Origin of the sequence: Clostridium neonatale, assembly GCF_900465025.1 — a bacterium.
GTDB classification, from domain to species: Bacteria; Bacillota; Clostridia; order Clostridiales; family Clostridiaceae; genus Clostridium; species Clostridium neonatale.
The window spans coordinates 714,253-740,361 of sequence record NZ_UICR01000002.1 but is presented as its reverse complement, the minus strand read 5'-3'; the positions used below and the strand labels follow the sequence as shown (position 1 = coordinate 740,361).

Sequence of the window (26,109 nt, the reverse complement as noted above, 5' to 3'; positions counted from 1 at the left end):
CTGTAGGTTAATTTTTATTAGATAACATTTATGTAAAAGATATTAATTTTTACTTTCCTATAGATGTGTATATTTTGAAAGTTAAAGGAATATATATATATTGGTAAAAAGAATACTAGGAGGTAAAAAAAATGGACAATTTTAATATATACAAAGATATAGCTGATAGGACCCAAGGTGATATATATGTGGGGGTAGTAGGTCCGGTTAGAACTGGAAAATCAACATTTATTAAAAAGTTTATGGATCTTATGGTTATACCGAAAATAGATAACAGCTATAAGAAAGAAAGAGCTAAAGATGAATTACCACAAAGTGGATCAGGTAAGAGTATTCATACAACAGAACCTAAATTTGTTCCAAACGAAGCAATAGAAATAACACTTGGAGATGAAATTAAATTTAAGGTGAGATTGGTAGATTGTGTTGGGTATATTGTTAAAAGTGCACTTGGATACTTGGAAGGTGAAGAAAGCAAAATGGTTCATACTCCTTGGTATGAGTATGAAATTCCATTTGAAGATGCTGCTGAAATAGGAACAAGAAAAGTTATAAATGATCATTCAACTATTGGACTTGTTATTACAACTGATGGAAGCATAACTGGCATAGAAAGAGAAGATTATGTAGAAGCAGAAGAAAGAGTAATTTCAGAATTACAATCATTAAATAAGCCATTTATTGTAGTGCTTAACACAAATAAGCCTAATGCGCCAGAAACTAAGGTATTAAAGAAAGAATTAGAAGTGAAATATAATGTTGCAGTCCAAATAATGGATGTATATAATTTAGGTGAGGAAGACATAGAAAAATTATTTGAATATGTACTTAGAGAATTTCCAATTAAAGAGATTAATATTGATATGCCAGAATGGCTTGAAAATATTGAATGTGATCATTGGTTAAAGAAAGAATTCTTTAACATAATTATGGATATGAGTAAGGATGTATCCAAAGTTAGAGACATAAAATATTGCTTGGAAAGTTTTGATAATGAAGATTTTTTAGGGGCAGCAACAATAAAAGAAGTAGATCTTGGAAGTGGAACAGCACAAATAGTTATGAAACCTAAAGATGGAATATTCTATAGAGTATTAAGTGAAATATGTAATATAGAGGTAAACTCAGAAAGTAATTTACTTGGAATTATAAAAGATTTAACTTATGCAAAATGTGAATATGATAAGGTAAAAGATGCTTTAGAGGATGTTCGTGAAAACGGATATGGACTAGTTGCACCTCAATTATCAGAAATGAAGTTTGAAGAACCTGAAATTGTTAAACAAGGGAATAAATACGGAGTTAAGCTTAAAGCAAGTGCTCCAAGTTTGCATTTAATAAAATGCGATATAAAAACAGAAATAAATCCTATAATGGGATCAGAAAAAGAAACAGAAGAACTTGTTAAAGGGTTACTTGAACAGTTTGAAACAGATCCAGCGTCATTATGGCAAAGCAATATGTTAGGAAAATCATTGGAAGTGTTAGTGAAGGAAGGATTGCAAAATAAATTATATAAGATGCCAGAAGATGTTCAGGTTAAAATACAAAAAACACTCCAGAAGATTATAAACGAAGGAAATGGAGGATTAATCTGTATAATATTATAATTAAACACTTGTGATTGAGGATAAGATATATTAGTTGATTTTTAAGAAATCCATTCTAAAAAAATTACATAGTAATATCCTCATTCATTCTAATAAGTATGCTAGGGAGAATTTTAATAATATACTAGAAATTCTCCCTCAAATTTTGGAGGTAAGAAATCGAAAACTCTTTTATGTATTTGAGTAGAAAAATACATGAAATTAATATATAATAAATAAAAGGATATAAATGAGGGATATTATGAGAAAAGAGTATAAAGCTTATAAGAAAGTCGGTAAATTACAAAACTCTATAGGTGAGCTCTTAGAGCTTGATTTCCCTAAAGTTGTTTATGCATCTCCAGGAGTAATAAAGCATATTAAGAAGAGGCATGGTAAACAACTCACAAAAAAGATTAAAGACAATATAATAGAAATAGTAGAGAAAATTATTAAAGAACCAGATTATTTTGGAATAAGTAATAAAAAGAATTTGGTGAAATCTATTGAATTGATAAAGAGCATAGATAATATAGAATTATTGTTAGGTCTTGAAATTGATGCAGCAGATGAGTATATATATGTTGCAACCTTATATCCAATAACAATTGGAAAGTTAAATTCCAAGCTTTTTAAAGGAAATATAGTTAAAGCAAGTAACTCGGGAATAAAAGAAAAACTATTATTATGTAATTAACACTTGTTTTTTGAGGTGAGCAAAGGCTCCTCATGCGCTAATTTTTTAGTAACCAGAGATGCAGGATACGCCGACCTGCCAAAAGATAAGGTTAAGCTCTTAGATTATTTCTGAGAGTTTTTTTTATGTTTAATTAAATAGTAAAGTTTTGAATATGAACATTATTTGAGAGGCAAATTATAAACAAAAGAAAAGGTGGTTTTATAAAAATGAAAAAAGTAGCAATTGTATTTAATGGTGGAACAATATCTATGAAGGTTGATGAGAGAATAAAAGCAGCAGTTCCGAGTTTAAATGGAGAAGAGATAATGGCAATGGTTACTGGAATTGAAAAATATGCTGAAATAGAAACTTATAATTTTTCAAGTTTACCATCTCCATATATGACACCTAATTTGATGCTTGATTTATCCAGAATGATTCAGAAATTAATTGAAAGAGAAGACATATGTGGAGTTGTTGTTACACATGGTACAGATACATTAGAAGAAACTGCATATTTTTTAGATTTAGTTTTAAAGAGCAATAAGCCGGTGGTTGTAACAGGAGCTATGAGAAGTAGTTCAGAGCTTGGATATGATGGACCATTTAATCTAGCTTCATCAATATGTACAGCTATATCGGAAGAGTCTAGAGAACGAGGGGTACTTGTTTGCTTTAATGGTGAGCTTCACAGTGCATCGGAAGTAACTAAAAAGAATTCAATGGCGCTAAATGCTTTTAGCACACCAAACTTTGGACCAATAGGTATTGTTGATAATAATAGAGTTATATTTTATAGAAATAATCCTAAAGTTAAAAGTATTCAGGTGGAAAAAATCAACAAAGATGTTGCACTTATAAAATGTGTTGCCGGAAGTGATTCGAGATTTTTGGATTTTATAATTGAAAGTGATTTCAAAGGAATAGTAATAGAGGCCCTCGGAAGAGGAAATGTACCTTATAACATGGTGGATGGAATAAAAAGAGCCATAAAGAATAATATACCAGTTGTAATAGTATCAAGATGCTTAGAAGGAAGAGTTTTTGAATCTTATGGTTATGAAGGTGGTGGAAAAGAGTTGAAAGAGTTAGGATGTATATTTGGAGATGTATTAACAGGCCAAAAAGCTAGAATTAAGTTATTAGTAGCTGTAAATTATACTGAGAGCATAAATGAAATAAAGGATATTTTTGAAATTGGATTATAGGATCAATGATTTTAAGTGATTCACCTGAAATTATAATATATCAAATAAAAAGCTTGTAATTAGATAGTAATAGTGATATACTTTAAAAGAATTAAATAAAAGATTTTTTTAGTTATTAATTTCTCCATATTTTAGAGAATTATATTAATTAATATTGATCTTTAATAAATAAGGAGGAATTTAATATGACAGATAAGACATTAGTATGTAAAGATTGTGGAAATGAATTTATATTCACAGTAGGAGAACAAGAATTCTACAAAGAAAAAGGTTTTGAAAATGAGCCTGTTAGATGCCCAGATTGTAGAAGAGCTAGAAAACAACAAAATCATAGAAGATAATTTTGGAATTTTTAGAGTTGTGAGGTTTTATCACAACTCTTTTTTAGTAAGTGAATAAGAAAGATGATGAATGAAATGCATTAAAAACATAAGTGTTTTATAGAAAGATATGAAATACAGGGTTCATTAGTAGTTTATCCCTAAAAGCTACTTTCCATATAAGTAAAGGAGACAACTATCAAATTAGTTATCTCCTTTTTTAATTTTTGTTAACCTCAGGTTTTTATGAATATAGTAATTAACTTATATACAAATCGATGTTGTATAATTTTATATTGTTCTATTCTAGTTACTTTTATAGTTGGTTATTTATTATATTTTATCTATAATATTAATAAAATTGAATACTTCTGATATTATTTGAAAAAAATATGTTGAAATATGCGAATAATTTATATATAATTCAATTTGTCATTCGTGATTCGTAGTCGAAGAAATATTAGTATCAGTTATATATAGTATCTATCTGATAGAGTAAATATATTACTATGGGTCAACGTATAAAGATTCTATATTTTGTACAAATTAAATAAAGTAACTGTTTTGGTTATATTAATTTGTTAAGTAATTTTCGGAGGTAGAATAATGCAACAAGAAAAACAAAAGAAGCCTTTTTTTGAATTATTTACAAATAAAAATGTTGACATGAAAAAAGAATTCATAGCAGGGCTTACAACATTTTTAACAATGGCTTATATTATAGCTGTAAATCCTAATATTTTAGGTGAAACAGGTATGGATAAAGGTGCTATAGTAACAGCTACATGTTTAGCAGCAGCGTTTGCTAGTATACTTATGGGATTATATGCTAATTTGCCATTTGTATTGGCGTCAGGAATGGGACTTAATGCATATTTTGCTTATTCTGTGGTTATAGGACAGGGAATATCATGGGAGATAGCATTAACAGCAGTATTTGTAGAAGGTATTATTTTTATTTTATTATCATTATTTAAAGTAAGAGAAGCAGTTGTAAATGCAATTCCAATGAATATGAAATATGCAGTTACAGCAGGTATTGGATTATTCATTGCTTTTATAGGATTAACAGGAAGTGGCCTTGTAGTATCAGATCCAGCTACATATTTAGCGCTTGGTGATTTTAGATTGCCAACAGTATTGGTTGCATTAATTGGTACGATAATAATAGCTGTGTTAGATAAAAAAGGTGCTAAAGGATCAATATTAGTAGGAATAGTAGTGAGTACTTTATTAGCTTGGGGATATGCTTTAATTAACCCAACTGCAGCATCAGAAATGGGAATATACCTACCAAATGGAATATTTAAATTTGAAAGTATAGCACCTATAGCAGGAAAGTTAGATTTAAATTATGCACTACATCCAACTAGTATTGTTAATTTCTTTACTATAGTATGTACATTTTTATTTGTAGATTTTTTTGATACAGTAGGAACATTAGTTGGTGTTGCTTCAAGAGCTGGAATGCTTGATGATAAGGGGAGAGTACCAAATGTAGGTAAGGCATTAATGGTAGATGCAGTAGGAACAACTGTTGGAGCATGTCTTGGAGTGTCAACGGTAACTACTTATGTTGAAAGTTCAACAGGAGTTGCAGCAGGTGGAAGAACAGGATGGACAGCAATAACTTCAGGAATATTATTTTTAATTGCTATGTTTTTCTCTCCAATATTTATTGCAATACCATCATGCGCTACAGCACCAGCTTTAATATATGTTGGATATTTAATGCTAGGAGCAGTTAAAAATATTGATTTTGCTGAAATTACAGAAGGTCTTCCAGCATTTTTAACTATAGCATTAATGCCACTTACATACAGTATAGGTGATGGATTAACTATAGGTGTAATAGCATATGTTGTTATAAATTTATTATATAATATATTCTTTGCAAAAGGGGAAAAGAAGAAGATATCTGTAGTGATGATTGTGTTAGCAATTATATTCGTATTTAAGCTATTCTTCTTAATTTAAGATTTATAAGAAAAATTATTATAAAATAAGGATATTTCAGTTAGTATGGAATATCCTTATTTTTTATAGCACAGAAAATTATAAAAAAATAATATTTTAAAACTAATAAGAGTGAAGTGTTGAGAGTGGAAGAATTGAGATTTTTATCATAAAACTTTTCACAAATTCTTTTTAACTATTCACTACTAATTTTTAATTAAATAAGTTTTGAGTAAGCACTTGGCTTTAAAATAAAATGTTAACATTCTGTAAACAAATTATTGACTTAATTTAGCCAATTAATTAATATATATTTATTGTTTTAATAAATAGTATAATAAGGAGGTGTTTAAATTGATAAAAAGTATGACAAGTTTTGGAAGGGCGCAAAGTGAAGAAAATAGTATTTTAAATTTTTCAATAGAAATGAAAAGTGTAAATCATAGATATTTAGATATAAATATAAGAATGCCTAAGGCAATGATTTCACTAGAAGAAAAGATAAGAAATATGATTAGTAAAAGACTGAATAGAGGGAAAGTTGATGTTTTTATAAATTATAAGAATTACGGAAATTCAACAGCTGAACCAGTTTTAAATATTAATTTGGCTAAGGCATATTTTGACTGTTTAAAAGAGATTGAGAATGAGTTACATACAATTGATGATATAACAACCACTAAAATAGCTAGATTTCCAGATGTTATAACAGTTGTGGAAAAAGAAGAAAATTTAGATGATATTTTAAATGAAATTTCTCCACTTATTAATAATGCACTTGAACTTATGGAACAGATGAGAATTAGAGAAGGTGAAAAATTAAAAGAGGATATTTTAATTAAAATAGAACATATATATAATATGGTAGTAGAAATTGAAAAATTAGCTGATACTATACCATTAAATTATAAGAAAAAACTAGAAGAGCGATTGGGGGAACTTTTAACAGAGGTAGAAATTGATGAAAGTAGAATAGCATTGGAAGTTGCAATACTTTCTGATAAATCTGCTATAGATGAAGAAATAACTAGATTAAAAAGTCATTTGAGCCAGTTTAAAGATACATTAGAATTAGATGAAGCTATTGGAAGAAAACTGGATTTTATTATTCAAGAAATGAACAGAGAAGCTAATACAATAGCATCTAAATCTATTGATATTAATATGACAAATTATGTTATTGAAATAAAGAATACAATCGAAAAGATACGTGAACAAGTTCAAAATATTGAATAATAAGGAGAATAGAAATGGGAATTAAGTTGATAAACATAGGATTTGGTAACATAGTTTCTGCAAATAGATTGGTTGCAATTGTTAGCCCAGAATCAGCACCTATAAAAAGAATCATTCAAGAAGCTAGAGATAGAGGTATGCTTATAGATGCCACATATGGAAGAAGAACAAGATCTGTTATAATAACAGATAGTGATCACATTATATTATCAGCAGTTCAGCCGGAAACGGTAGCGCATAGGTTATCTGCTAAAGATGATATTGTTGATGAGGAAGAGGAATAAAATGGAAAATAGTAAAGCAAAAGGATTATTAATTGTTATATCAGGACCATCCGGAGCAGGGAAAGGTACTATATGTAAAAGATTATTACAAAAGCATCCTGAATTAAATTTATCTGTCTCAGCAACAACTCGATTACCTAGATCTGGAGAAATAGATGGTGTAAATTACTACTTTATGACAAAAGATGAATTTAAAAATAAAATTGAAGATGGTGATTTTTTAGAATATGCAAAAGTATATGATAATTATTATGGGACACCAAAATCAAATGTTGAAGAAATTTTAAATAGTGGGAAAGATGTTATCCTTGAGATAGATATACAAGGTGCATTGAAAGTAAAAGAAAATAGTAAGAATGGTGTTTTCATATTTATATTACCACCTTCAATGGAAGAATTAAAACAAAGAATTATAAAAAGGGGAAGTGAAACTCCAGAATCTTTAATGAAAAGATTCAAATCGGCATATAAAGAAATAAATTTTGTTTCTAGATATAATTATGCAGTAGTAAATGATGAAGTTGAAACTGCAACAGAAAAAATAGAAGCGATAATTAATGCAGAAAAATGTAGAGTAGACAGATTAAAACATAGTATATTAGATTCAAAGGAGGACTTAATACATGAACAACTCTATGATTAATCCATCAGTAGTAGATTTATTAGAAAAGGTGAATGATAGATATTCATTAGTAATTTTAACTTCAAAAAGAGCGAGACAAATAATTGGAGGTTCAAAACCAAAGATTGATATTGATACAAAGAAAGCATTAACAATTGCCATTAATGAAGTAGATCAAGATGCAATTGAATATGAAAATGTAGGAAATAATATTAATAAATAAAATGAAAAGAAATGTTTTATTAGGGGTAAGCGGTGGTATAGCTGCTTACAAAGGACTAGAGATTGTAAGTCAGCTCAAAAAGAAAGATATCGAAGTTAATGTTATTATGACAGAAAATGCTACAAAGTTTGTGACACCATTATCTTTTCAATCATTAAGCCAAAATGTAGTTGCTGTTGACACTTTTTCGGAGCCAAAGGCATGGGAAATTGCTCATATAAGTTGGGCAGAAAAAGCAGATGTAATGCTTATTGCACCGGCAACAGCGAACATAATTGGTAAAGTTGCAAATGGAATAGCTGATGACATGCTATCAACAACAATTATGGCAACAAAGGCAAAAGTGATTTTTGCTCTAGCAATGAATACAAATATGTATGAAAATAAGATAGTTCAGGATAATATCAAGAAGCTTAAATCTTATGGATATGAATTTATTGAACCATCAGAAGGAAGACTTGCTTGTGGAACAACTGGAAAAGGTAAACTAGAAGATCCAACTATTATAGTAGAAAAAGTATTAGAAGTATTAAATACTAATAAGGATCTAATAGAAAAGAAGGTTTTAGTTACAGCAGGACCAACAATAGCTCCAATTGATCCGGTAAGATATCTTACAAATAGATCAAGTGGAAAAATGGGATATGCAATAGCTAAGGAAGCAAGAGATAGAGGGGCAGAGGTGACTTTGATTTCTGGACCAACATCATTACAAAGTCCACGAGGTGTTAATTTTATTAAAATATCTACAAATGAAGAAATGAAAAATGAAGTTTTAAAAAGATTTAAGGAAAGTGATATTGTTATTAAATCGGCAGCAGTTGCAGATTATAAGCCTAAAAATTATAGTGAGCAAAAAATTAAGAAAAAAGATAATGATTTAGAAATAGTTTTTACAAGAGATAATGATATTCTTATGGAGCTTGGGAAAATAAAAGAAAATCAAGTTTTAGTTGGATTTGCTGCAGAAAGTGAAAATTTAAAAGAAAATGCACTATCTAAATTGAAAAGAAAGAATTTAGATTATATAGTGGCAAATGATATAAGTGCAAAGGATACTGGCTTTGGAGTAGAAGAGAATAAAGTTATAATTATCTCTAAGGATAATAAAGAAATAAATCTAGAAAAAATGAGTAAAGAAAAAGTTGCAAGAAATTTATTTGACATAATACTTAAGAAGCGCTAATGTTGCGCTTCTTTCTATTATAGAAGAAGCTTATCTGTGTAAATAAATTAGCGCTAAAGGGGGATAAAAACAATATGTATGCAGAAATAATTATAAATAGTGATGCTTTAGAAATAGATAGAATGTTTACATACAAAATCCCTGATAATGTCACAAAGAAAATTGGAATAGGACATAGAGTTAAGGTTCCATTTGGAGCAAGAAGCAAGCCAATTGAAGGATTTATTTTTTCTTTAATTGACAATGATAAAATTAGTGTTCAATATAAAATAAAGGAAATAATTAAAGTTTGTGATGATGAGGCCATTTTAACACAAGATGATATAAATTTAGTATATTTTTTAAGAAGAAAATACCTTTGTAAATATATTGATGCGGTAAGAATGTTAATTCCAAGTGGAATTATGACAGGATCTACTAAAAAGAAAAAATATGTTATATGTATAGAAAAAGAAGATTATGAAGATAAATTAAAAAAAGATAGCTACATAGAGTTATATAAATATATAAAAGAAAACAATGGTGTATATACAAAAAGTGAGCTGACAAAACAAAAGGGTTATTCATTATATTGTTTGAACAAACTAATTAATGACAATATATTGAAAAGTGAAGAGCAAGTTGTATTTAGATATAATATTAGGAAATATGATGAAGATAATAAGAAAAAATTAACAGAAGAACAAAGAAAGTGTTTATCAACAATACTGTATGGAAGTGAATTAAAATATCTAATAAAAGGGGTAACTGGTTCTGGTAAAACAGAAATTTACATGAGAATTGCAGAAGAAATGCTAAAGGAAGGAAAAAGTGTTATTGTGCTTGTTCCTGAAATTTCATTAACACCTCAGATGATTGAAAGATTCAAAGGCAGATTTGGCAGAGATGTAGCATTGTTTCATAGTAAATTGTCTCAAGGAGAGAGATTTGACGAATGGTATAGAGTTAAAGAAGGAAAAGCGAGACTTGTCATTGGAGCACGAAGTGCTTTATTTTTACCACTTCAAAATCTTGGCGCAATAATAATTGATGAAGAACATGAAAATACATACAAATCTGAACATAATCCTAAGTATCACGCACGAGAAGTAGGAGAATTTTTAAGTGAAATGAAAAATTGCAAGTTGATACTTGGTTCTGCAACTCCAAGTATTGAAAGTTATTATAGAGCAATAAATGGTGATTACAAACTTGTTGAAATGAATAACAGAGTTAATGGGAAAAACATGCCGCATATGGAGATAATAGATATGCGAGAAGAATTAAAAAATAAAAATCTTTCATTATTTAGTAGAAAACTTTCTGAAGAAATATATAAAACATTGGAACAAAAAAAGCAGATAATATTATTTTTAAACAGGAGAGGATTTTCTACATTTATTTCCTGCAGAAGTTGTGGATATGTATTTAAATGTCCAGAATGTGATGTTTCGATGACATATCATAAAAATGGATATTTAATATGTCATTATTGCGGAAGAGCAGAAAAAGTTAAAAAAGAGTGTCCAAAATGTAATAGTAGATATGTTAAATTTTTTGGAGCTGGAACTGAAAGAGTAGAACAAGAAGTGAAAAAATATTTTCCAAAAGCAAGAGCTTTAAGGATGGATGTTGATACTACAAGATATAAGAATGCCCATGAATCAATATACAATTCATTTAAAAATAAAGAAGCGGATATACTAATAGGGACTCAGATGGTATCCAAAGGTCTAGATTTTAAAGATGTTACTTTAGTTGGGGTGCTTGCAGCGGATATGTCACTTAATATGCCGGATTATAGATCTGCTGAAAGAACGTATCAAATTATAACTCAAGTATCAGGAAGAGCCGGAAGAGGTGAAGATGAAGGGAAAGTAATAGTTCAAAGCTATACTCCAAATCATTATAGTTTAGAATATGCAAAAAATGAAAATTATATTAACTTATTTAAGGAAGAAATAAGAATTAGACAGTTGATGGGTAATCCGCCTTTTGGTAAAATATTATTAATTAATTGTGTGTCAAAGTTTGAAGACAAATTGAAAAGATTTATGTATAATTTGGAAGGAAGTTTGAAAGAATTAATATTAGATGAAGAAATTACAATTTATGGGCCAGTACCATGTATAATAACCAAATTAAAAGATAATTATAGGTGGCAAATAATTCTAAAAGGAAAGTTAAATGATGATTTTAACGAAAAAGTTAAAGATACTCTTTATCAATTAAACAAGAGTGTATATAATGAAATAAGGGTTAGTATTGATATTAATCCTAATAGTATGACTTAGGGGGAAGAAAAATGGCATTAAGAAATATAAGAAAAATTGGAGATACAGTTTTAAGACAAGAATGCAGAAAAGTAGAAAAGATAGATAATAGATTATTAACATTAATTGAAGATATGATTGATACAATGTATGATGCAGATGGTGTTGGCCTTGCAGCACCTCAAGTTGGTATATTAAAAAGATTGTTTGTAATTGATATTGGAGATGGACCATTAGTTTTTATTAATCCAGAAATATTAGAAACTAGTGGCTCTCAAACAGGAGAAGAGGGATGCTTGAGTGTTCCAGGAAGATATGAAGAAGTAACTAGAGCTAATTATGTTAAAGCAAGAGCTTTAAATGAAAAAGGTGAAGAATTCGAGATTGAAGGTGAAGAATTATTGGCAAGGGCTATATTGCATGAATATGATCATTTAGATGGAACATTATTTGTAGATAAATTAGAAAAATAAAATATGGAGGTTTAGCATAATGAAAATTGTATTTATGGGTACTCCGGAATTTTCAGTTCCATCATTAAAAAAATTAATTGAAACTCATAATGTTGAGTGCGTTTTAACTCAGCCAGATAAACCAAAAGGCAGAGGAAAAAAAATGGCCTACTCACAAGTAAAAGAAGAAGCATTAAAGCATGATATAACTGTTTATCAACCAATAAAATTAAAAGATGATAGGGGACTTATAGAAATATTAAAAGAAATTAGTCCGGATTTTATTATAGTAGTAGCATTTGGCCAAATACTAACAAGAGAGGTTTTAGATATACCAAAGTATGGCTGCATAAATCTACATGCATCACTTCTACCAATGTATAGAGGAGCTGCTCCGTTAAACTGGGCCATAATAAATGGAGAAAAAATTTCAGGAAATACTACTATGTTAATGGATATAGGACTAGATACTGGAGATATGTTACTTAAAGATGAAGTTACTATTACTGAAAATATGACATGTGGAGAACTGCATGATATTTTGAGTGTTAGAGGTGCAGATCTTTTACTAAGAACAATTGACGGAATTGTAAATAAGACTATTATTCCAGAAAAACAGAAAGAAGAAACATTTTATGCTAAAATGCTTGATAAAAAATTAGCACACATATCTTGGAATAAAACAGCACAAGAAATTCATAATCTAGTTAGAGGTTTAAATCCATGGCCAATTGCGTATAGTAACTATAATGGAGATAGAATGAAAATTTATGAAACAGAAGTTTTATATGAAAGCAGTAATAAAGAACCAGGCACAATATTAAATGTTGATAAAAATGGAATAAAAGTAGCTTGCAAAGAAGGATGTTTACTTATTAAAAAGGTACAATTTCCAAATGGTAAGCCTTTAACCATAGAACAATATATAAATGGACACGAGATTGAAAAAGATATAATTTTGGAATAATGGAGGTGCATAGGAATGTTTTATTCATATTTCGATCCAACAATGATATTACTTATTCCAGCTTTAATAATTTCTTTTTGGGCTCAATCAAAGGTTAATTCAGCTTATAATAAATATACAAAAGTAAGGATAATAAATGGATATTCTGGTCAACAGGTGGCAAGAATGATGTTAGATGAAGCAGGATTATTTGATATAAGAATAGAACAAATAAATTCTAAGCTTGGAGATCATTATGATCCATCAAGCAGAGTTTTAAGATTATCACCAGAAGTATATAGTGGTTCAACTATATCTTCAGCAGGAATTGCTGCACATGAAGTAGGGCATGCAATTCAGCATAAAGAATCATACAAACCATTAACTATAAGAAATTCTATAGTTCCAGTAGTGAATTTTAGTTCGAGTATATCCTGGATATTATTCTTTTTAGGTATAGTGATGGGATTTAAAGGCTTAACAACTCTTGGAATTATATTATTTTCAGCTGTAGTTATATTTCAACTTATTACATTACCAGTTGAATTTGATGCATCGACAAGAGCATTGAATATACTGAAGTCTAGAGGCATTTTGTATGGAGATGAAGTAAAAGGTGCAGAAAAAGTTTTGAATGCAGCAGCAATGACATATGTGGCGGCTACATTGATGGCAATATCACAATTAGTAAGACTAATTGCAATTAGCAATAGTAGAGATGATTAAAAGAGGTAAAATATGAATTGTAGAAAATTAGCAGTAAAGATACTTAATAGAGTTTTAGATGAAGGAGCATATTCAAATTTAATTCTTTCAAATGAATTAAATGAATGTGATTTAAGTGATAAGGATAAGGCATTATTAACAGAACTTGTTTATGGTGTTTTAAGAAGAAAAAAGACGTTAGATATTATTATATCTAATTTTGTCAAAGATATAAAATTAATGGATAAAACTATTCTGAATATTCTTAGGGTAGCAATATATCAAATGAATTTTTTAGATAAAGTTCCAGCTTATGCAGCATGTAATGAGGCAGTTGAAGAAGCTAAAGAAATATCAGAAAATGATTCAAAATTAGTAAATGGTATTCTTAGAAACTTTTCTAAAAATCCAGATGACATAGAAGTTCAAGGAAACAAAATTGATGAATATGCATATAAATTTTCATTTGAGCCTTGGATGATACGTCTTTTATTCAAGCAATATGGAGAGCAACAAGGAAAGAAAATAATGTCTGGACTTAACTATGTTCCAAAGGTAAGTGTAAGAGTTAATGCACTTAAAGCAGATTACGATGAAGTATTTGAAGAATTAGAAAAAATGGAATATGAAATAGAAGAAGGTGTAGTATGTCCTGAAGCTATATGCATAAAGGGCGGAAAATCTATAGAAAATAATCCATTATTTAATGAAGGAAAGATTACAGTTCAAGATGAAAGTGCCATGGTAATTGCACCGTTGCTTGAGCTAGAGGATAAAATGAAGGTTTTAGATTTATGTGCTGCACCAGGTGGTAAAACTACACATATTTCGGAAATTCTTAATAATACAGGAGAAGTCTATTCTTTTGATTTACATACTTCAAAATTAAACTTAATAAAAGAAAATTGTGAGAGATTAGGTATTACTAATGTAAAAGTTGCTGAGAATGACGCAACAAAATTAAACTCTGATTTAGTATCTGCCTTTGATAGAGTTCTTATAGATGTACCTTGCTCTGGTATTGGTATAATAAGGAAAAAACCAGAAATTAAGTGGAATAAAAGAAGAAATGACTTAAAAGAAATTGTTTCAATTCAAAGAAAAATAATGGAAAATGCATGGCAATATTTAAAGCCAGGTGGAATTATGATATATTCTACATGTACTTTAAATAAAGAAGAAAATGAGGAAAATATAGAATACTTTTTAGAAAAACATAGAGACAGTGAAGCTAAAAGAGCATTTATAGGTAAACAAGATAATTTAGTTTATAATAAAGATGGGTCTTTAACTATTATGCCGAATGAATATATGGATGGCTTCTTTGTTGCTAAGCTACAAAAAAAGTAATAGTAGGTGGAACAAATGAACAATTTATTAGACTATACTTTAGATGAATTAAAAGTATGGATGACAGAAAATAAAGAAAGTGCATTTAGAGCAAAGCAAGTATTTTCTTGGATATATAAAAATGTTTATAACTTTGAGGATATGAAAAATATCCCTCAAAGTTTAAAAGATAAATTAAAAGAGAATTTCACAATAGATTTACCGAAAATAGTAGAAGTTTATAAATCTGAAATAGATGGTACAGAAAAGTTTTTATTAGGTTTCAAAGATGGAAACCTAATTGAAAGTGTACTTATGAGATATAAGCATGGAAACTCTATTTGCGTATCTACTCAGGTAGGATGTAGAATGGGGTGTAAGTTCTGCGCTTCTACTTTAGGAGGACGAATTCGTAATCTTACAAGTGGAGAGATATTATCGGAAATATTAGTTGTTCAAAATCATATTGGTGAAAGAATATCTAATGTAGTCTTAATGGGAAGTGGAGAACCCTTAGATAATTATGATAATGTTGTTAAATTCTTAGATTTAGTGAGTGCTGAGTATGGTTTAAATATTGGGCAAAGGCATATAACATTATCGACGTGTGGTATAGTACCAAAAATATACGAGTTGGCAGATAAAGAGCTTAGTGTGACTTTAGCACTCTCACTTCATGCATTCAGTGATGAAAAGCGTAAAGAGATTATGCCAATAGCTAATAAGTATACAATTGATGAAATATTAAAAGCATGTCAGTATTACATTGATAAGACGAAACGTAGAGTGACATTTGAATATGCATTGGTTAAAGATGTTAATGATAGTAGAGAAGAGGCAAAATCTTTAGGAAAACTTTTAAAAGGTATGTTGTGTCACGTTAATTTAATTCCAGTAAACGAAATTAAAGAAAATTCATTTAAGAGATCTTCTAAAAAGACAATTGAAGATTTTTCAGAAATTTTGAAAAGCTATGGAATTGAGGTGACTACTCGTAGAGAAATGGGAAGTGACATTAATGCAGCTTGTGGACAACTTAGAAGAAGTTACATAGATACCCAAAAGATAGGGGGGAATTAAAATGGTAGGACTGGTTACAGATATAGGATTAAAAAGAAGCCTTAATGAAGATTCGGCTGCATACGTAGAAAATGAATATTTTAAATTATATGTTGTTGCGGATGGAATGGGAGGGCATAATGCTGGAGAAGTAGCTAGTAAAATGGCCACAACAGAAATCTTAAATTATGTACAAAATAATTTTAAATCAGAATCAAATGAGGATTTATTAATAGAAGCTATAGGAAAAGCAAATGAATGTATATACGAATATTCCAAAACAAATAAAAATCTTAATGGAATGGGTACGACAGTTACAGCATGCTTAATAACTAAAGATTATGAACAAGTAGCTAATGTTGGTGATAGTTGCTGTTTTGGAATAAATATTTCCAATAAAGAAATGAAGAAAATTACGAAAGATCATTCTTTGGTTCAGGAATTGGTGGATAGTGGAAGCATAAGTGAAAGTGAAGCAGTAAATCATCCTAAAAAGAATATTATTACGAGAGCCTTAGGGACAGAGCATAGAGTTAGTGTGGATATTTTCCCAATAAAAAATAGAATATATGATATGTATTTATTATGTTCAGATGGGCTTACTAATGAATTAACAAGAGATGAGATATTAGAAATTATTCTTCAAGAAAATGAATATAATTCTGTGGCAAATAAGCTTGTTGAGAAAGCAAAGCTAAATGGTGGAAGAGATAATATAACAGTATTGTTGTTTGGAGGAGAGATGTAATATGAATGGAACTGTACTTGGTGGCAGATATGAACTATTAGAAAAAATAGGCGAAGGTGGAATGTCCGAAGTATTTAAGGCTAGATGTAATAAATTAAATAGATTTGTTGCAGTAAAAATTTTAAAAAAAGAATTTTGCAATAATGAAGAAATTGTAAAAAAATTCAAAGATGAAGCAACTGCTATAGCAACTTTATCTGACAACAATATAGTAAATATTTTAGATGTAGGTACTCAAGAAGATTTACATTATATAGTAATGGAATATGTTAAGGGAAAAACTTTGAAGGATGTAATAAAGCAAGTTGGCAAAATGAATTATGAAACTGCAATATCAGTTGCAATTCAAATAGCTAAAGCTTTAGATTGCGCTCATAGAAATAATATAATTCATAGGGATGTAAAGCCACAAAATATTTTAGTCACAGAAGATGGAGTTATGAAGGTTACTGATTTTGGTATAGCAAAATCAACAACTTCTGCAACAATTACTAATACAACAACAATAATGGGATCAGCACATTATCTTTCACCAGAACAAGCAAAGGGATCTTTTATTGATTGCAGAACTGATCTGTATTCATTAGGAATAGTGTTGTATGAAATGGTAACAGGGAAATTACCATTTGAAGCAGATAGCGCAGTTACAATTGCATTAAAACATATTCAAGAAGATCCAGTTTCACCTAAATCGCTTAATTCAAGGATACCAGATAGTTTAAATACTTTAATATTAAAAGCCATAGAAAAGGATCCAAACAAGAGATATCAAACTGCAAAAGAATTTATTAATGATTTACAAAAAATAAAGGATAATCCAAATGCTGTAATTGATGAAGTTGTTGATGATTCTAGCCAACATACAATTGTTATGTCTGCTGTAACAGAACAAATTTCGAAACAAAAAATAAATAATTCAAATCAATATAATAATGATGATGATGATGATGACTATGATGATGACGATGAGGATTATGACGACTACGACGATGATGAGGAAAGAATAGTGTCAAGAAAAAGAAATAAGAGGATATTAAAAATTGCATTATCAATAGGCGGGGTGATATTACTATTCGGGCTTATAGCATTTGCAGTTAATATGTTTTCTGACAGCAGCTCTTTGAGTAGTAAAGAAGTTGAAGTACCTAATTTAGAAGGTAAAAATGTTGATGAAGCAAAAAGTGAACTTGAAGCTATAAATCTGGTATTAGTAGAAGCAGAAACAGAATCAAGTGATGAACCAGAAGGAACTATACTTAGGACAAATCCAAAGGCAGGAACTACGGTAAAGGAAAAAAGTGAAGTAAGGGTAGTTGTTAGCCGTGGACAGGAAGATCTTAAAATGCCAGATTTAAGAGAAGATGATTTAAATACGGCTGAAACAAAGTTAAAATCTTTAAATTTAAAAATTAGTAGTAAAACAGAACAATATAGTAGTAGCGTAGCTAAAGGGCAGATTATAAGTCAAGATCCAGCACCCGATACAGTTATTTCAGAAGATCAAGTAATCACAGTAGTTGTAAGTTTAGGACCTGAAATTAAATTTGTCACAGTTCCAAGTGTTGTTGGAAGACTTGAAAGTGATGCTATATCTACTTTAGCAGGAGCAAATCTAAAGTATGTTGTTGAGCAAGTAACAACTAAAAATGCTATAGAAGATGGTATAGTGCTAAGCCAGTCTGTTTCAGGAAGCAGAGTTGAAGAAGGTACTACTATAACAATAAAAGTTGGAAAATACAATAAGCAAAATGGAAATGTAGAAGATAATAATAATTCGAATGGAAATACAGGTGAAACAACACCGGGAGATAATAACAACAATAATAATAGTAATACCAATTCCCCAGGAGATGATCAAAATAATAGTGGTAATACTGGGAATGGTGGAAATGATGTAAATAATGGTGATTCAAGCTCAACGCCAGGAGGTAATACACCGGAAGGCCCATGGGATGATCCATCATTAAACCAATCAGGTCAATAAAATAATTTAAGCATGTAATTAGAGAGGAGGCAGACTTGCCAATGCCTCTCTTTTACATTATATTTTTAGAAGAAATTTGGAGGAATTTTATGAATGGAAAAATAATAAAAGGTATAGGTGGATTTTATTATATTAAAACAGAAAATGGTATAATAGAATGTAAAGCTAGAGGAAAATTTAGACATAAAGATATAAAGCCTATGGTAGGTGATAATGTAACTATCGCCATAGAAAAAGGAAAAGGTGTTATAGAAGAGATACATGAAAGAAGCAGCGAATTACTTAGACCTACTGTTGCAAATGTATCATTAGCTTTTATTGTTTTTGCAATTAAAAATCCAGATATAAATTTTGATCTATTAAATAAGTTTTTAGTTCTTTGTGAATATAATAATATAGATGTAATAGTTTGTTTAAATAAAATAGATTTAGTTGATGAAAAAGAAAGAGAAGAAATAAAGAAAAGAATAAATGATATAGGATATGAGGTTTTATATATTAATGCAAAAAAAGGTATTGGAATAGATATTCTTAAAGAAAAGATGAAAAGTAATATTACTGTACTTTGTGGACCATCAGGAGCAGGAAAATCTACACTTATTAATAAACTTTCAGAAAAAGAACATATGGAAACTGGATCTGTAAGCGAAAAACTTGGTCGTGGGAAACATACAACTAGGCATAGTGAACTTATAGATATAGAAGATGGTTATATAGTAGATACGCCAGGATTTTCTACACTAGAGATAAGAGATCTGATGGATAAAGATTCACTAAAATATTGTTTTCCTGAATTTATAGAGTATAATGAAGGTTGTAAATATAGAGGATGTCTACATAATAAAGAACCTAAATGTGCTGTTAAAGAAGCTGTTGAAGAAGGAAAAATAAATAAATACAGGTATAATTTTTATGTAAAGACATTAGAAGAGATAATAGAGGAGGAAAAAAATAAATGGTAAAAATAGCGCCATCAATATTATCAGCTGATTTTTCTAAATTAGGAGAAGATATCGAAAAGATAGATAAAGCAGGAGCTGATTTTATTCATATAGATGTTATGGATGGAAATTTTGTTCCCAATATTTCTTTTGGATTACCAGTTATAAAATCAATAAGAGATAAAACAAAAAAGGTCTTTGATGTTCATTTAATGATAGAAGAACCTTCAAGGTACATAGATGATTTTATAGAGGCTGGAGCTGACATAATAACAATACATTATGAAGCTGATAGACATATAGATAGAAGTATAAATTATATAAAATCAAAAGGGAAAAAAGCAGCAGTGTCATTAAATCCTGGGACTCCAGTAAGTGTTTTAAAAGATATAATTGGAAGTCTTGATATGGTATTAATAATGTCTGTAAACCCGGGATTTGGAGGCCAGAAATTTATACCATATACATTGAATAAAATTAAAGAAGTTAAAGAAATGAGCTATGAAATAAATCCAACATTATTAATAGAAGTTGATGGTGGGATAGATAAGAATAATGTAAAAGAAATTATTAATGCAGGCGCAAATGTTATTGTGGCTGGATCAGCTGTTTTTAATGGTGGAAATATAGAGGCAAATATAAAAAAATTAAGGGGGTAAAATTTTGGATATAGCAATAATAAGTGGGGGGAATCCGCCTTCGAAAGAGCTATTAGAAAAATACCTTGATAAAGTAAATTATATTATTGCGGCAGATAGTGGATGTGAATGCCTTTATAAATACAATATAACTCCAAACTTAATTGTTGGTGATTTTGATTCGAGTAATAAGGATATATTAGAAAAAATGAGAAAAACAGTAAAAGAAATTATTGAATTTCCTCCAGAGAAGGATTATACGGATACAGAAATTGCAATAATAGAAGGTGTGAAAAGGGGAGCTAAGAAAATATACTTATTTGGTGGTACTGGCAGTAGAGTTGATCACATGCTTGGAAATTTAGGTCTCATATTAACATATAAGAAAAAAGGTATTGAAATAGAAGTTTTAGATGATAAGAACAAGATATATCTTGCACAGAAAAAAATGACTTTGCATGGAGAATATGGTGAAAATATAGGTTTTCATGCTTTTACTGATGTTGTTAAAAACTTTAAGGTTAAAGGCGCAAAATATAATATATATGATGGATATGATATGCATCTGTTAGATCCAAGAGCTATATGTAATGAATTTCTAGATACTCCAATAGAGATTAGCTTCGATGAAGGGGAATTATTGATTATTCATTCAATTGATTAAAAAAATAAGGAACATTTTAATGTCCTTCTGAATATTAATATAATAAGATGAATTTTGATATATTTAAAATAGAGAGATATTTTATAATTCATTTTATATTTTAATATTTAGGAGGATTTATATTTATGAAAATAATCGCTTTTAAGTTACCTAAATTTCTTTCAAATATAATAAAATTCTTTAGGAAAAAGTAGTATTGTAGAGTGTACATATGCTCTAGATATAAAAATGAGAAAAATAAAAAATGCAATTGGGACAACAATTGCATTTTTTATTATGAACTATATTGCTCTTTCAACCTTTCCAGATCTAAGGCATCTTGTACATACATGAACAGTTTTTGGTGTTCCGTTAACTAAAGCTTTTACTTTCTTTATGTTAGGAGCCCAAGTTCTCTTTGATTGACGATGTGAATGGCTGTATTGTACACCTGCTACAACACCCTTATCACAGATTTCGCATCTTCTTGCCATTAGAAAACACCTCCTTATATTGCAAAGATAATCATCTTCAATAGGACAGGATAAATTATATCATAGGAATTTATATTAGGCAAGTAATTTTTAATGCAAATATGTAAATACTATAACTAGGAATTATATGTAGTTACAGTATGGTTAGCACTATATTATTATAGTAAATAATTATGAATTAGTTACTATCTAAATTAAAATGCAATTATATATAAAACTATAAGGAATATAAACAATACTTGAATAAAAATGTGTTCTAAGATAGAATATAAGTTAAGATATAAAATATTTTAGGAGGAATATGAATGATTGGATTTTCAAATGAAAACGGAAATATAAATTATTCTGAGGAAGTTTTAGCTAAAGTTGTTGGACTTTCAACAATGGAATGTTATGGAGTAGTTGGAATGGTTTCTAAAAGTCCTACAGAAGGTCTTTGGGAATTAATGAGAATAGAAAATTTAAGCAAAGGCGTAAAAATAGAATTAACAGATGACGATAGATTGCAGATAGAATTATTTATTATGGTTGAATACGGAACAAAAATATCGGTTATATCTAATAACATTATTCAAAAGGTTCGTTATAATGTAGAAAATTATACTGGACTTAAAGTTTCAGCTATAACAGTAAATGTGCAAGCGGTTAGAGTCTAGGAGGGAACTGAAATAATGGAATACAAAAAGATTAATGGCCATGATTTTTATAATATGGTTGTAAATGCAAGCAATAGATTACTAGAGGAAAGTGATTTTGTAAATGCATTGAATGTATTTCCAGTACCAGATGGTGATACTGGAACAAATATGTCTATGACATTTAAAGCAGCTGTAAAAGAAATTGAAAATATGAACAGTAATTCTATAGGAGAAATCTCTAAGAAATTAGCCAAGGGTGCACTAATGGGGGCTAGAGGAAATTCAGGCGTTATACTTTCACAAATTCTTAGAGGAATATCTAAGGGATTAGAAGGAAAAGAAGAAGTTGATGTAGCAGAATTTGCAGTAGGTTTTTATGAAGGATCAGCAGCTGCATATAAGGCAGTAATGAGGCCAACAGAAGGTACAATACTTTCTGTTATAAGAGCAACATCAGAAGCAGCTGTTGCAAGTGAGGCAAAAGATATAGTAGCTTTTATGGATGAAATAACAAAGGCTGCTAAGGTAATGCTAGATAAAACACCAGAACTTTTACCGGCTCTGAAAAAGGCAAAAGTAGTTGATTCAGGTGGAATGGGACTTTATATAATATTACAAGGAATGTACGAAGCTCTAAAGGATGATATTAAAGCAGAAATTAAGGATATAATTGCAGGTGGATCAGCTAAAGTTGGAGCAGAATCAACAGAAGATGTTGAAATTAAGTTCGGATATTGTACTGAGTTCATAGTTCTTGGAGATGCAAAAAGAGCTAATGAACTTCAAAGTCAAATTGAAAATATGGGTGACTCAATGATTGTTGTAGGATATGATGATGTGATAAAAGTTCATATTCATACTAATGATCCAGGAGCCGTTTTATCTAAAGCCGTTCTTATAGGTGAATTATCAAAAATAAAAATTGATAATATGAGAGAAGAACATAGAGAACTTTTAATTGAAGCTAATGAAAAAGAAATGGTTGAAGTTCAAAGCAATGAAATACATGAAGAAATGAAAGAATATGGTTTTATTACTGTTGCTATGGGTGACGGAATATCTGATATATTTAAGGATCTAGGTGTTGATTACGTTATAGAAGGTGGTCAAACAATGAATCCATCTACTCAAGATATGTTAGATGCAATAGATAAAATAAATGCAAAACATATTTTCATTATGCCAAATAATAAAAATATAATTATGGCAGCAAATCAAGCAGCGGAAATAAGTGATAGAGATATTCATGTAATACCAACTACAACAATACCACAGGGAATAGCTTGTGTTACAGTATTTAATCCAGATGCAAAAGTTGAAGATAATGTTAATGAGCTAAATGAAACAATTAAGCTTGTTAAAACAGGTTCAGTAACATATGCAGTTAGAGATACAGAAATTGATGGAATAGAGATTAAAGAAGGTAATATGCTTGGTCTTGTAGAAGGAAAAATAAAAGAAGTTGGAGAAGATAAAATATCTGTTGCAGAAAATGTAATAGATAAGATGATAGATGATGATAGTGAACTTATAACTGTCTATTATGGAGAAGAAGTTAGTGAAGAAGAAGCTAATTCATTTATAGATAAATTACAAGAAAAATATGAAGATTTAGATATACAAGGTTATAAAGGAAACCAACCTTTATACTATTTCTTAATGTCAGTAGAATAATTAAAAAGGCTATCTCAATATTGTATTTATGAAATTTAGGCACATGAAATAAAATAACAAAGTAAGTTGCTAGTTATTTTTTTGATGTGCCTAATATGACATAATGAAAAATTATTTCATTGATAAATATAGTTTGAGAATAGGCTTTTATTTTGTTTTGGAGGAGTTTATATGAATATATATAGTGATATATCTTCTTTAAAAGGCGTGGGACCTAAGGCAACTGAAAAATTAAATAGATGTGGAATTTTTAATATATTAGATATTCTGTTATATTTTCCAAGAGATTATGAATTTGTAGGTGGAAATACTGATTTTGATATCATAGATGGTGAAGAAAAAATTATTTTAGAATGTACGGTAGTATCATTTAGACCAGATATAAGAACAAAAAGTGGAAAAATATTGACAACTATAGAGCTAGAATATGAGAATCATAAAGTTTATGCAAAATGGTTTAATCAAAAGTATATGAAAAATAATTTTATAAAAGGAAGAACTTACAACCTCATGGGAAAATTCAAGCGTGCTGGAAAAACATTAGAGGTAGTGGCACCGGTAATTGCATGTGAGGAAGCTATGTCTAGTGAAATAATACCCAAATATCCATTGAAGGGTGATATAAGCAATAAACTTTTTGAAAAACTTATTCATGAAATATTATCTAAAACAGAGATTAAAGAAAATTTATCTAAAGAAATAATCGAAAAATACTCCCTTATTTCTTTAGGTAATGCCATACGAGAAATACATTTTCCGCAAAGCAAAGAAAAATTGGAGCAAGCAAAAAACAGATTGAAGTTTCAAGAACTATTTACATATTCATTAAAGCTATTGCTTTTAAAGAAGAACTTAAAAAATAAATTTAAAGGTATTTCATTTGAATGGGTTGATGAATTAAAAGAATTTAAAGAAAAATTACCATTTCCACTTACAAATGCTCAAACAAAAGTTGTAAGAGACATACTAAGAGATCAAAAGGCACATGCACCTATGAATAGATTGGTTCAAGGAGATGTTGGAAGTGGAAAAACAATAGTTGCGTTGATTGCGATTTTTAACGTTATTAAAAATAATTATCAATGTGCATTTATGGCGCCTACAGAAATTTTAGCAAATCAACACTTTTTGGAAGCTAAAAAAATGTTTGAAGGATTCAATATAGATATAGAGCTTTTAACAGGCGGAACATCGGCTAAAGAAAAGCGGAGAATTAAAGAAAAAATAAAAGAGAATATCCCAATGCTACTTATTGGAACTCATGCATTATTTCAAGAAGATGTTGATTTTTCAAATCTTGGGCTTATAATTACAGACGAACAACACAGGTTTGGAGTGGAGCAAAGAAGCAGATTGATTAATAAAGGAAAACAATCAGATTGTTTAGTCATGACAGCTACGCCTATTCCAAGAACTTTGGCTTTATATTTGTATTCTGATTTGGATGTATCAATAATTGATGAATTACCACCAGGTAGAAAACCAATTGATACTAGATTTTATCAAGACATAAGCAGGGAGTCTGCATATGAACTAGCTTATGAAGAAGTAAAAAAAGGTAGACAGGTATATATTGTATGTCCTCTTATAGAAGAAGATGAAAAAGAACAATTGAATTCAGTTGAAACTATATATGAACAGGTTAAAAATGGTGTATTCAAAAATGTGGAAGTTGAGATGCTCCATGGAAAAATGAAGGGAAGTGAAAAAGACGAAATAATTACTCGTTTTAAAGAAAATAAGACAAAAGTTTTAATTTCAACAACAGTTATTGAAGTTGGTGTTAATGTGCCTAATGCCTCAGTTATGATTATCGAAAATGCTGAGAGATTTGGATTAGCCCAATTGCATCAATTGAGGGGGAGAGTTGGAAGAGGACAATATGAATCATTTTGTATATTAATTGCAAAGGCTAAAAGCAATGTAACTAAAAAGAGAATGCAGATAATGACTGAAAGCAATGATGGATTTTTCATTGCCGAGCAAGATTTGAAATTAAGAGGATCAGGTGAAATGTTTGGAAAAAAACAAAGCGGAGATGCAGGATTCGTTTTAGCTGATCTTTATGAAGACATAAATATTTTAAGGTGTGCGAGAATTGAGGCAAATGAAGTTATAAAGAGCGATGCAAAAGAAAATATAGAACTGTTGAATGAAATTATGAAAAGTTTAGATAATAATAGTAGATATATTTGTTTCAATTAAATTGAAATAATATACAAGAATATGTTAATATATTAATAATGTAAAGTTTAAGATAAATGGTAATTTATCTTAAACTTATGCAATATATAAAATAATAT

25 protein-coding genes are annotated in these 26,109 nt (G+C 29.3%); 24 read left to right on the top strand and 1 reads right to left on the bottom strand.

Annotated features, from left to right (window positions below; all coding sequences use genetic code 11):
• The first annotated feature begins 131 nt into the window (after positions 1–131).
• The 21 genes from spoIVA (at position 132) to CNEONATNEC86_RS14880 (ending at position 21,021) form a co-directional block, all read left to right on the top strand.
• Positions 132–1,610: a stage IV sporulation protein A gene (gene spoIVA / locus CNEONATNEC86_RS14980; protein WP_058295990.1), complete on the top strand. Its 1,479-nt coding sequence runs from the start codon at positions 132–134 to the stop codon at positions 1,608–1,610.
• Positions 1,611–1,851: 241 nt separating this feature from the next.
• A complete protein-coding gene (locus CNEONATNEC86_RS14975; protein WP_125148757.1) occupies positions 1,852–2,286 on the top strand; it encodes a PBECR3 domain-containing polyvalent protein in 435 nt (144 codons plus the stop codon).
• Between the two features lie 209 nt (positions 2,287–2,495).
• On the top strand, positions 2,496–3,476 hold the full coding sequence (locus tag CNEONATNEC86_RS14970; RefSeq protein WP_058295988.1) for an asparaginase: 981 nt from the start codon (positions 2,496–2,498) through the stop codon (positions 3,474–3,476).
• 185 nt (positions 3,477–3,661) lie between these two features.
• Positions 3,662–3,817 carry a zinc-ribbon domain-containing protein gene (locus CNEONATNEC86_RS14965; protein ID WP_058295987.1) on the top strand — a complete coding sequence of 52 codons (156 nt, stop codon included), beginning with the start codon at positions 3,662–3,664 and terminating at the stop codon, positions 3,815–3,817.
• A 585-nt stretch (positions 3,818–4,402) separates the two neighbouring features.
• Positions 4,403–5,773, top strand: coding sequence for an NCS2 family permease (locus tag CNEONATNEC86_RS14960; RefSeq protein WP_058295986.1), 1,371 nt, complete (start codon positions 4,403–4,405; stop codon positions 5,771–5,773).
• 333 nt (positions 5,774–6,106) lie between these two features.
• A complete protein-coding gene (locus tag CNEONATNEC86_RS14955) occupies positions 6,107–6,988 on the top strand; it encodes a YicC/YloC family endoribonuclease (protein WP_058295985.1) in 882 nt (293 codons plus the stop codon).
• Between the two features lie 14 nt (positions 6,989–7,002).
• Positions 7,003–7,272, top strand: a complete 270-nt coding sequence (remA, locus tag CNEONATNEC86_RS14950) for an extracellular matrix/biofilm regulator RemA (protein ID WP_125148756.1) — start codon at positions 7,003–7,005, stop codon at positions 7,270–7,272.
• 1 nt (position 7,273) lies between these two features.
• The gene (gene gmk / locus CNEONATNEC86_RS14945) at positions 7,274–7,915 is read left to right on the top strand and encodes a guanylate kinase (RefSeq protein ID WP_125148755.1); all 642 of its coding nucleotides are present in this window, start codon (positions 7,274–7,276) and stop codon (positions 7,913–7,915) included.
• Positions 7,896–8,117 (top strand): DNA-directed RNA polymerase subunit omega, encoded by a 222-nt coding sequence (gene rpoZ, locus CNEONATNEC86_RS14940; protein ID WP_125148754.1) that lies wholly within the window; start codon positions 7,896–7,898, stop codon positions 8,115–8,117. The genes gmk and rpoZ overlap by 20 nt, the downstream gene beginning before the upstream one ends.
• A 1-nt stretch (position 8,118) precedes the next feature.
• The gene (gene coaBC, locus CNEONATNEC86_RS14935) at positions 8,119–9,303 is read left to right on the top strand and encodes a bifunctional phosphopantothenoylcysteine decarboxylase/phosphopantothenate--cysteine ligase CoaBC (protein ID WP_125148753.1); all 1,185 of its coding nucleotides are present in this window, start codon (positions 8,119–8,121) and stop codon (positions 9,301–9,303) included.
• A gap of 74 nt (positions 9,304–9,377) precedes the next feature.
• Complete coding sequence (gene priA / locus CNEONATNEC86_RS14930; protein WP_125148752.1) at positions 9,378–11,576, top strand: primosomal protein N'; 2,199 nt, start codon at positions 9,378–9,380, stop codon at positions 11,574–11,576.
• Positions 11,577–11,587: 11 nt separating this feature from the next.
• Complete coding sequence (def, locus tag CNEONATNEC86_RS14925; RefSeq protein ID WP_058295979.1) at positions 11,588–12,028, top strand: peptide deformylase; 441 nt, start codon at positions 11,588–11,590, stop codon at positions 12,026–12,028.
• Positions 12,029–12,047: 19 nt separating this feature from the next.
• Entirely contained in the window at positions 12,048–12,974 is a 927-nt protein-coding gene (gene fmt, locus CNEONATNEC86_RS14920; protein WP_058295978.1) for a methionyl-tRNA formyltransferase, read from the top strand.
• A 15-nt stretch (positions 12,975–12,989) separates the two neighbouring features.
• Entirely contained in the window at positions 12,990–13,679 is a 690-nt protein-coding gene (locus CNEONATNEC86_RS14915) for a zinc metallopeptidase (protein ID WP_125148751.1), read from the top strand.
• Between the two features lie 12 nt (positions 13,680–13,691).
• Positions 13,692–15,008 carry a 16S rRNA (cytosine(967)-C(5))-methyltransferase RsmB gene (gene rsmB, locus CNEONATNEC86_RS14910; RefSeq protein WP_125148750.1) on the top strand — a complete coding sequence of 439 codons (1,317 nt, stop codon included), beginning with the start codon at positions 13,692–13,694 and terminating at the stop codon, positions 15,006–15,008.
• Between the two features lie 15 nt (positions 15,009–15,023).
• Complete coding sequence (gene rlmN, locus CNEONATNEC86_RS14905; RefSeq protein ID WP_125148749.1) at positions 15,024–16,067, top strand: dual-specificity RNA methyltransferase RlmN; 1,044 nt, start codon at positions 15,024–15,026, stop codon at positions 16,065–16,067.
• 1 nt (position 16,068) lies between these two features.
• Positions 16,069–16,794: a Stp1/IreP family PP2C-type Ser/Thr phosphatase gene (locus CNEONATNEC86_RS14900; protein ID WP_125148748.1), complete on the top strand. Its 726-nt coding sequence runs from the start codon at positions 16,069–16,071 to the stop codon at positions 16,792–16,794.
• A gap of 1 nt (position 16,795) precedes the next feature.
• The gene (pknB, locus tag CNEONATNEC86_RS14895; protein ID WP_125148747.1) at positions 16,796–18,778 is read left to right on the top strand and encodes a Stk1 family PASTA domain-containing Ser/Thr kinase; all 1,983 of its coding nucleotides are present in this window, start codon (positions 16,796–16,798) and stop codon (positions 18,776–18,778) included.
• Positions 18,779–18,867: 89 nt separating this feature from the next.
• Positions 18,868–19,740, top strand: a complete 873-nt coding sequence (gene rsgA, locus CNEONATNEC86_RS14890; RefSeq protein ID WP_058295972.1) for a ribosome small subunit-dependent GTPase A — start codon at positions 18,868–18,870, stop codon at positions 19,738–19,740.
• Entirely contained in the window at positions 19,734–20,378 is a 645-nt protein-coding gene (gene rpe, locus CNEONATNEC86_RS14885) for a ribulose-phosphate 3-epimerase (RefSeq protein WP_058295971.1), read from the top strand. The genes rsgA and rpe overlap by 7 nt, the downstream gene beginning before the upstream one ends.
• 4 nt (positions 20,379–20,382) lie before the next feature.
• On the top strand, positions 20,383–21,021 hold the full coding sequence (locus CNEONATNEC86_RS14880) for a thiamine diphosphokinase (protein ID WP_058295970.1): 639 nt from the start codon (positions 20,383–20,385) through the stop codon (positions 21,019–21,021).
• Between the two features lie 281 nt (positions 21,022–21,302).
• Here the strand turns inward: CNEONATNEC86_RS14880 and rpmB are convergent, their stop codons facing one another.
• Positions 21,303–21,494, bottom strand: coding sequence for a 50S ribosomal protein L28 (rpmB, locus tag CNEONATNEC86_RS14875; RefSeq protein WP_058295969.1), 192 nt, complete (start codon positions 21,492–21,494; stop codon positions 21,303–21,305).
• 305 nt (positions 21,495–21,799) lie between these two features.
• On the opposite strand from rpmB, the gene CNEONATNEC86_RS14870 reads away from it, so the two are divergent.
• The 3 genes from CNEONATNEC86_RS14870 to recG all read left to right on the top strand — a co-directional run bounded on the left by CNEONATNEC86_RS14870 (position 21,800) and on the right by recG (position 26,011).
• A complete protein-coding gene (locus tag CNEONATNEC86_RS14870) occupies positions 21,800–22,150 on the top strand; it encodes an Asp23/Gls24 family envelope stress response protein (RefSeq protein WP_125148746.1) in 351 nt (116 codons plus the stop codon).
• 15 nt (positions 22,151–22,165) lie between these two features.
• The gene (locus tag CNEONATNEC86_RS14865; protein WP_125148745.1) at positions 22,166–23,806 is read left to right on the top strand and encodes a DAK2 domain-containing protein; all 1,641 of its coding nucleotides are present in this window, start codon (positions 22,166–22,168) and stop codon (positions 23,804–23,806) included.
• Between the two features lie 171 nt (positions 23,807–23,977).
• Positions 23,978–26,011: an ATP-dependent DNA helicase RecG gene (gene recG, locus CNEONATNEC86_RS14860; RefSeq protein WP_159136319.1), complete on the top strand. Its 2,034-nt coding sequence runs from the start codon at positions 23,978–23,980 to the stop codon at positions 26,009–26,011.
• Positions 26,012–26,109 lie beyond the last annotated feature (98 nt).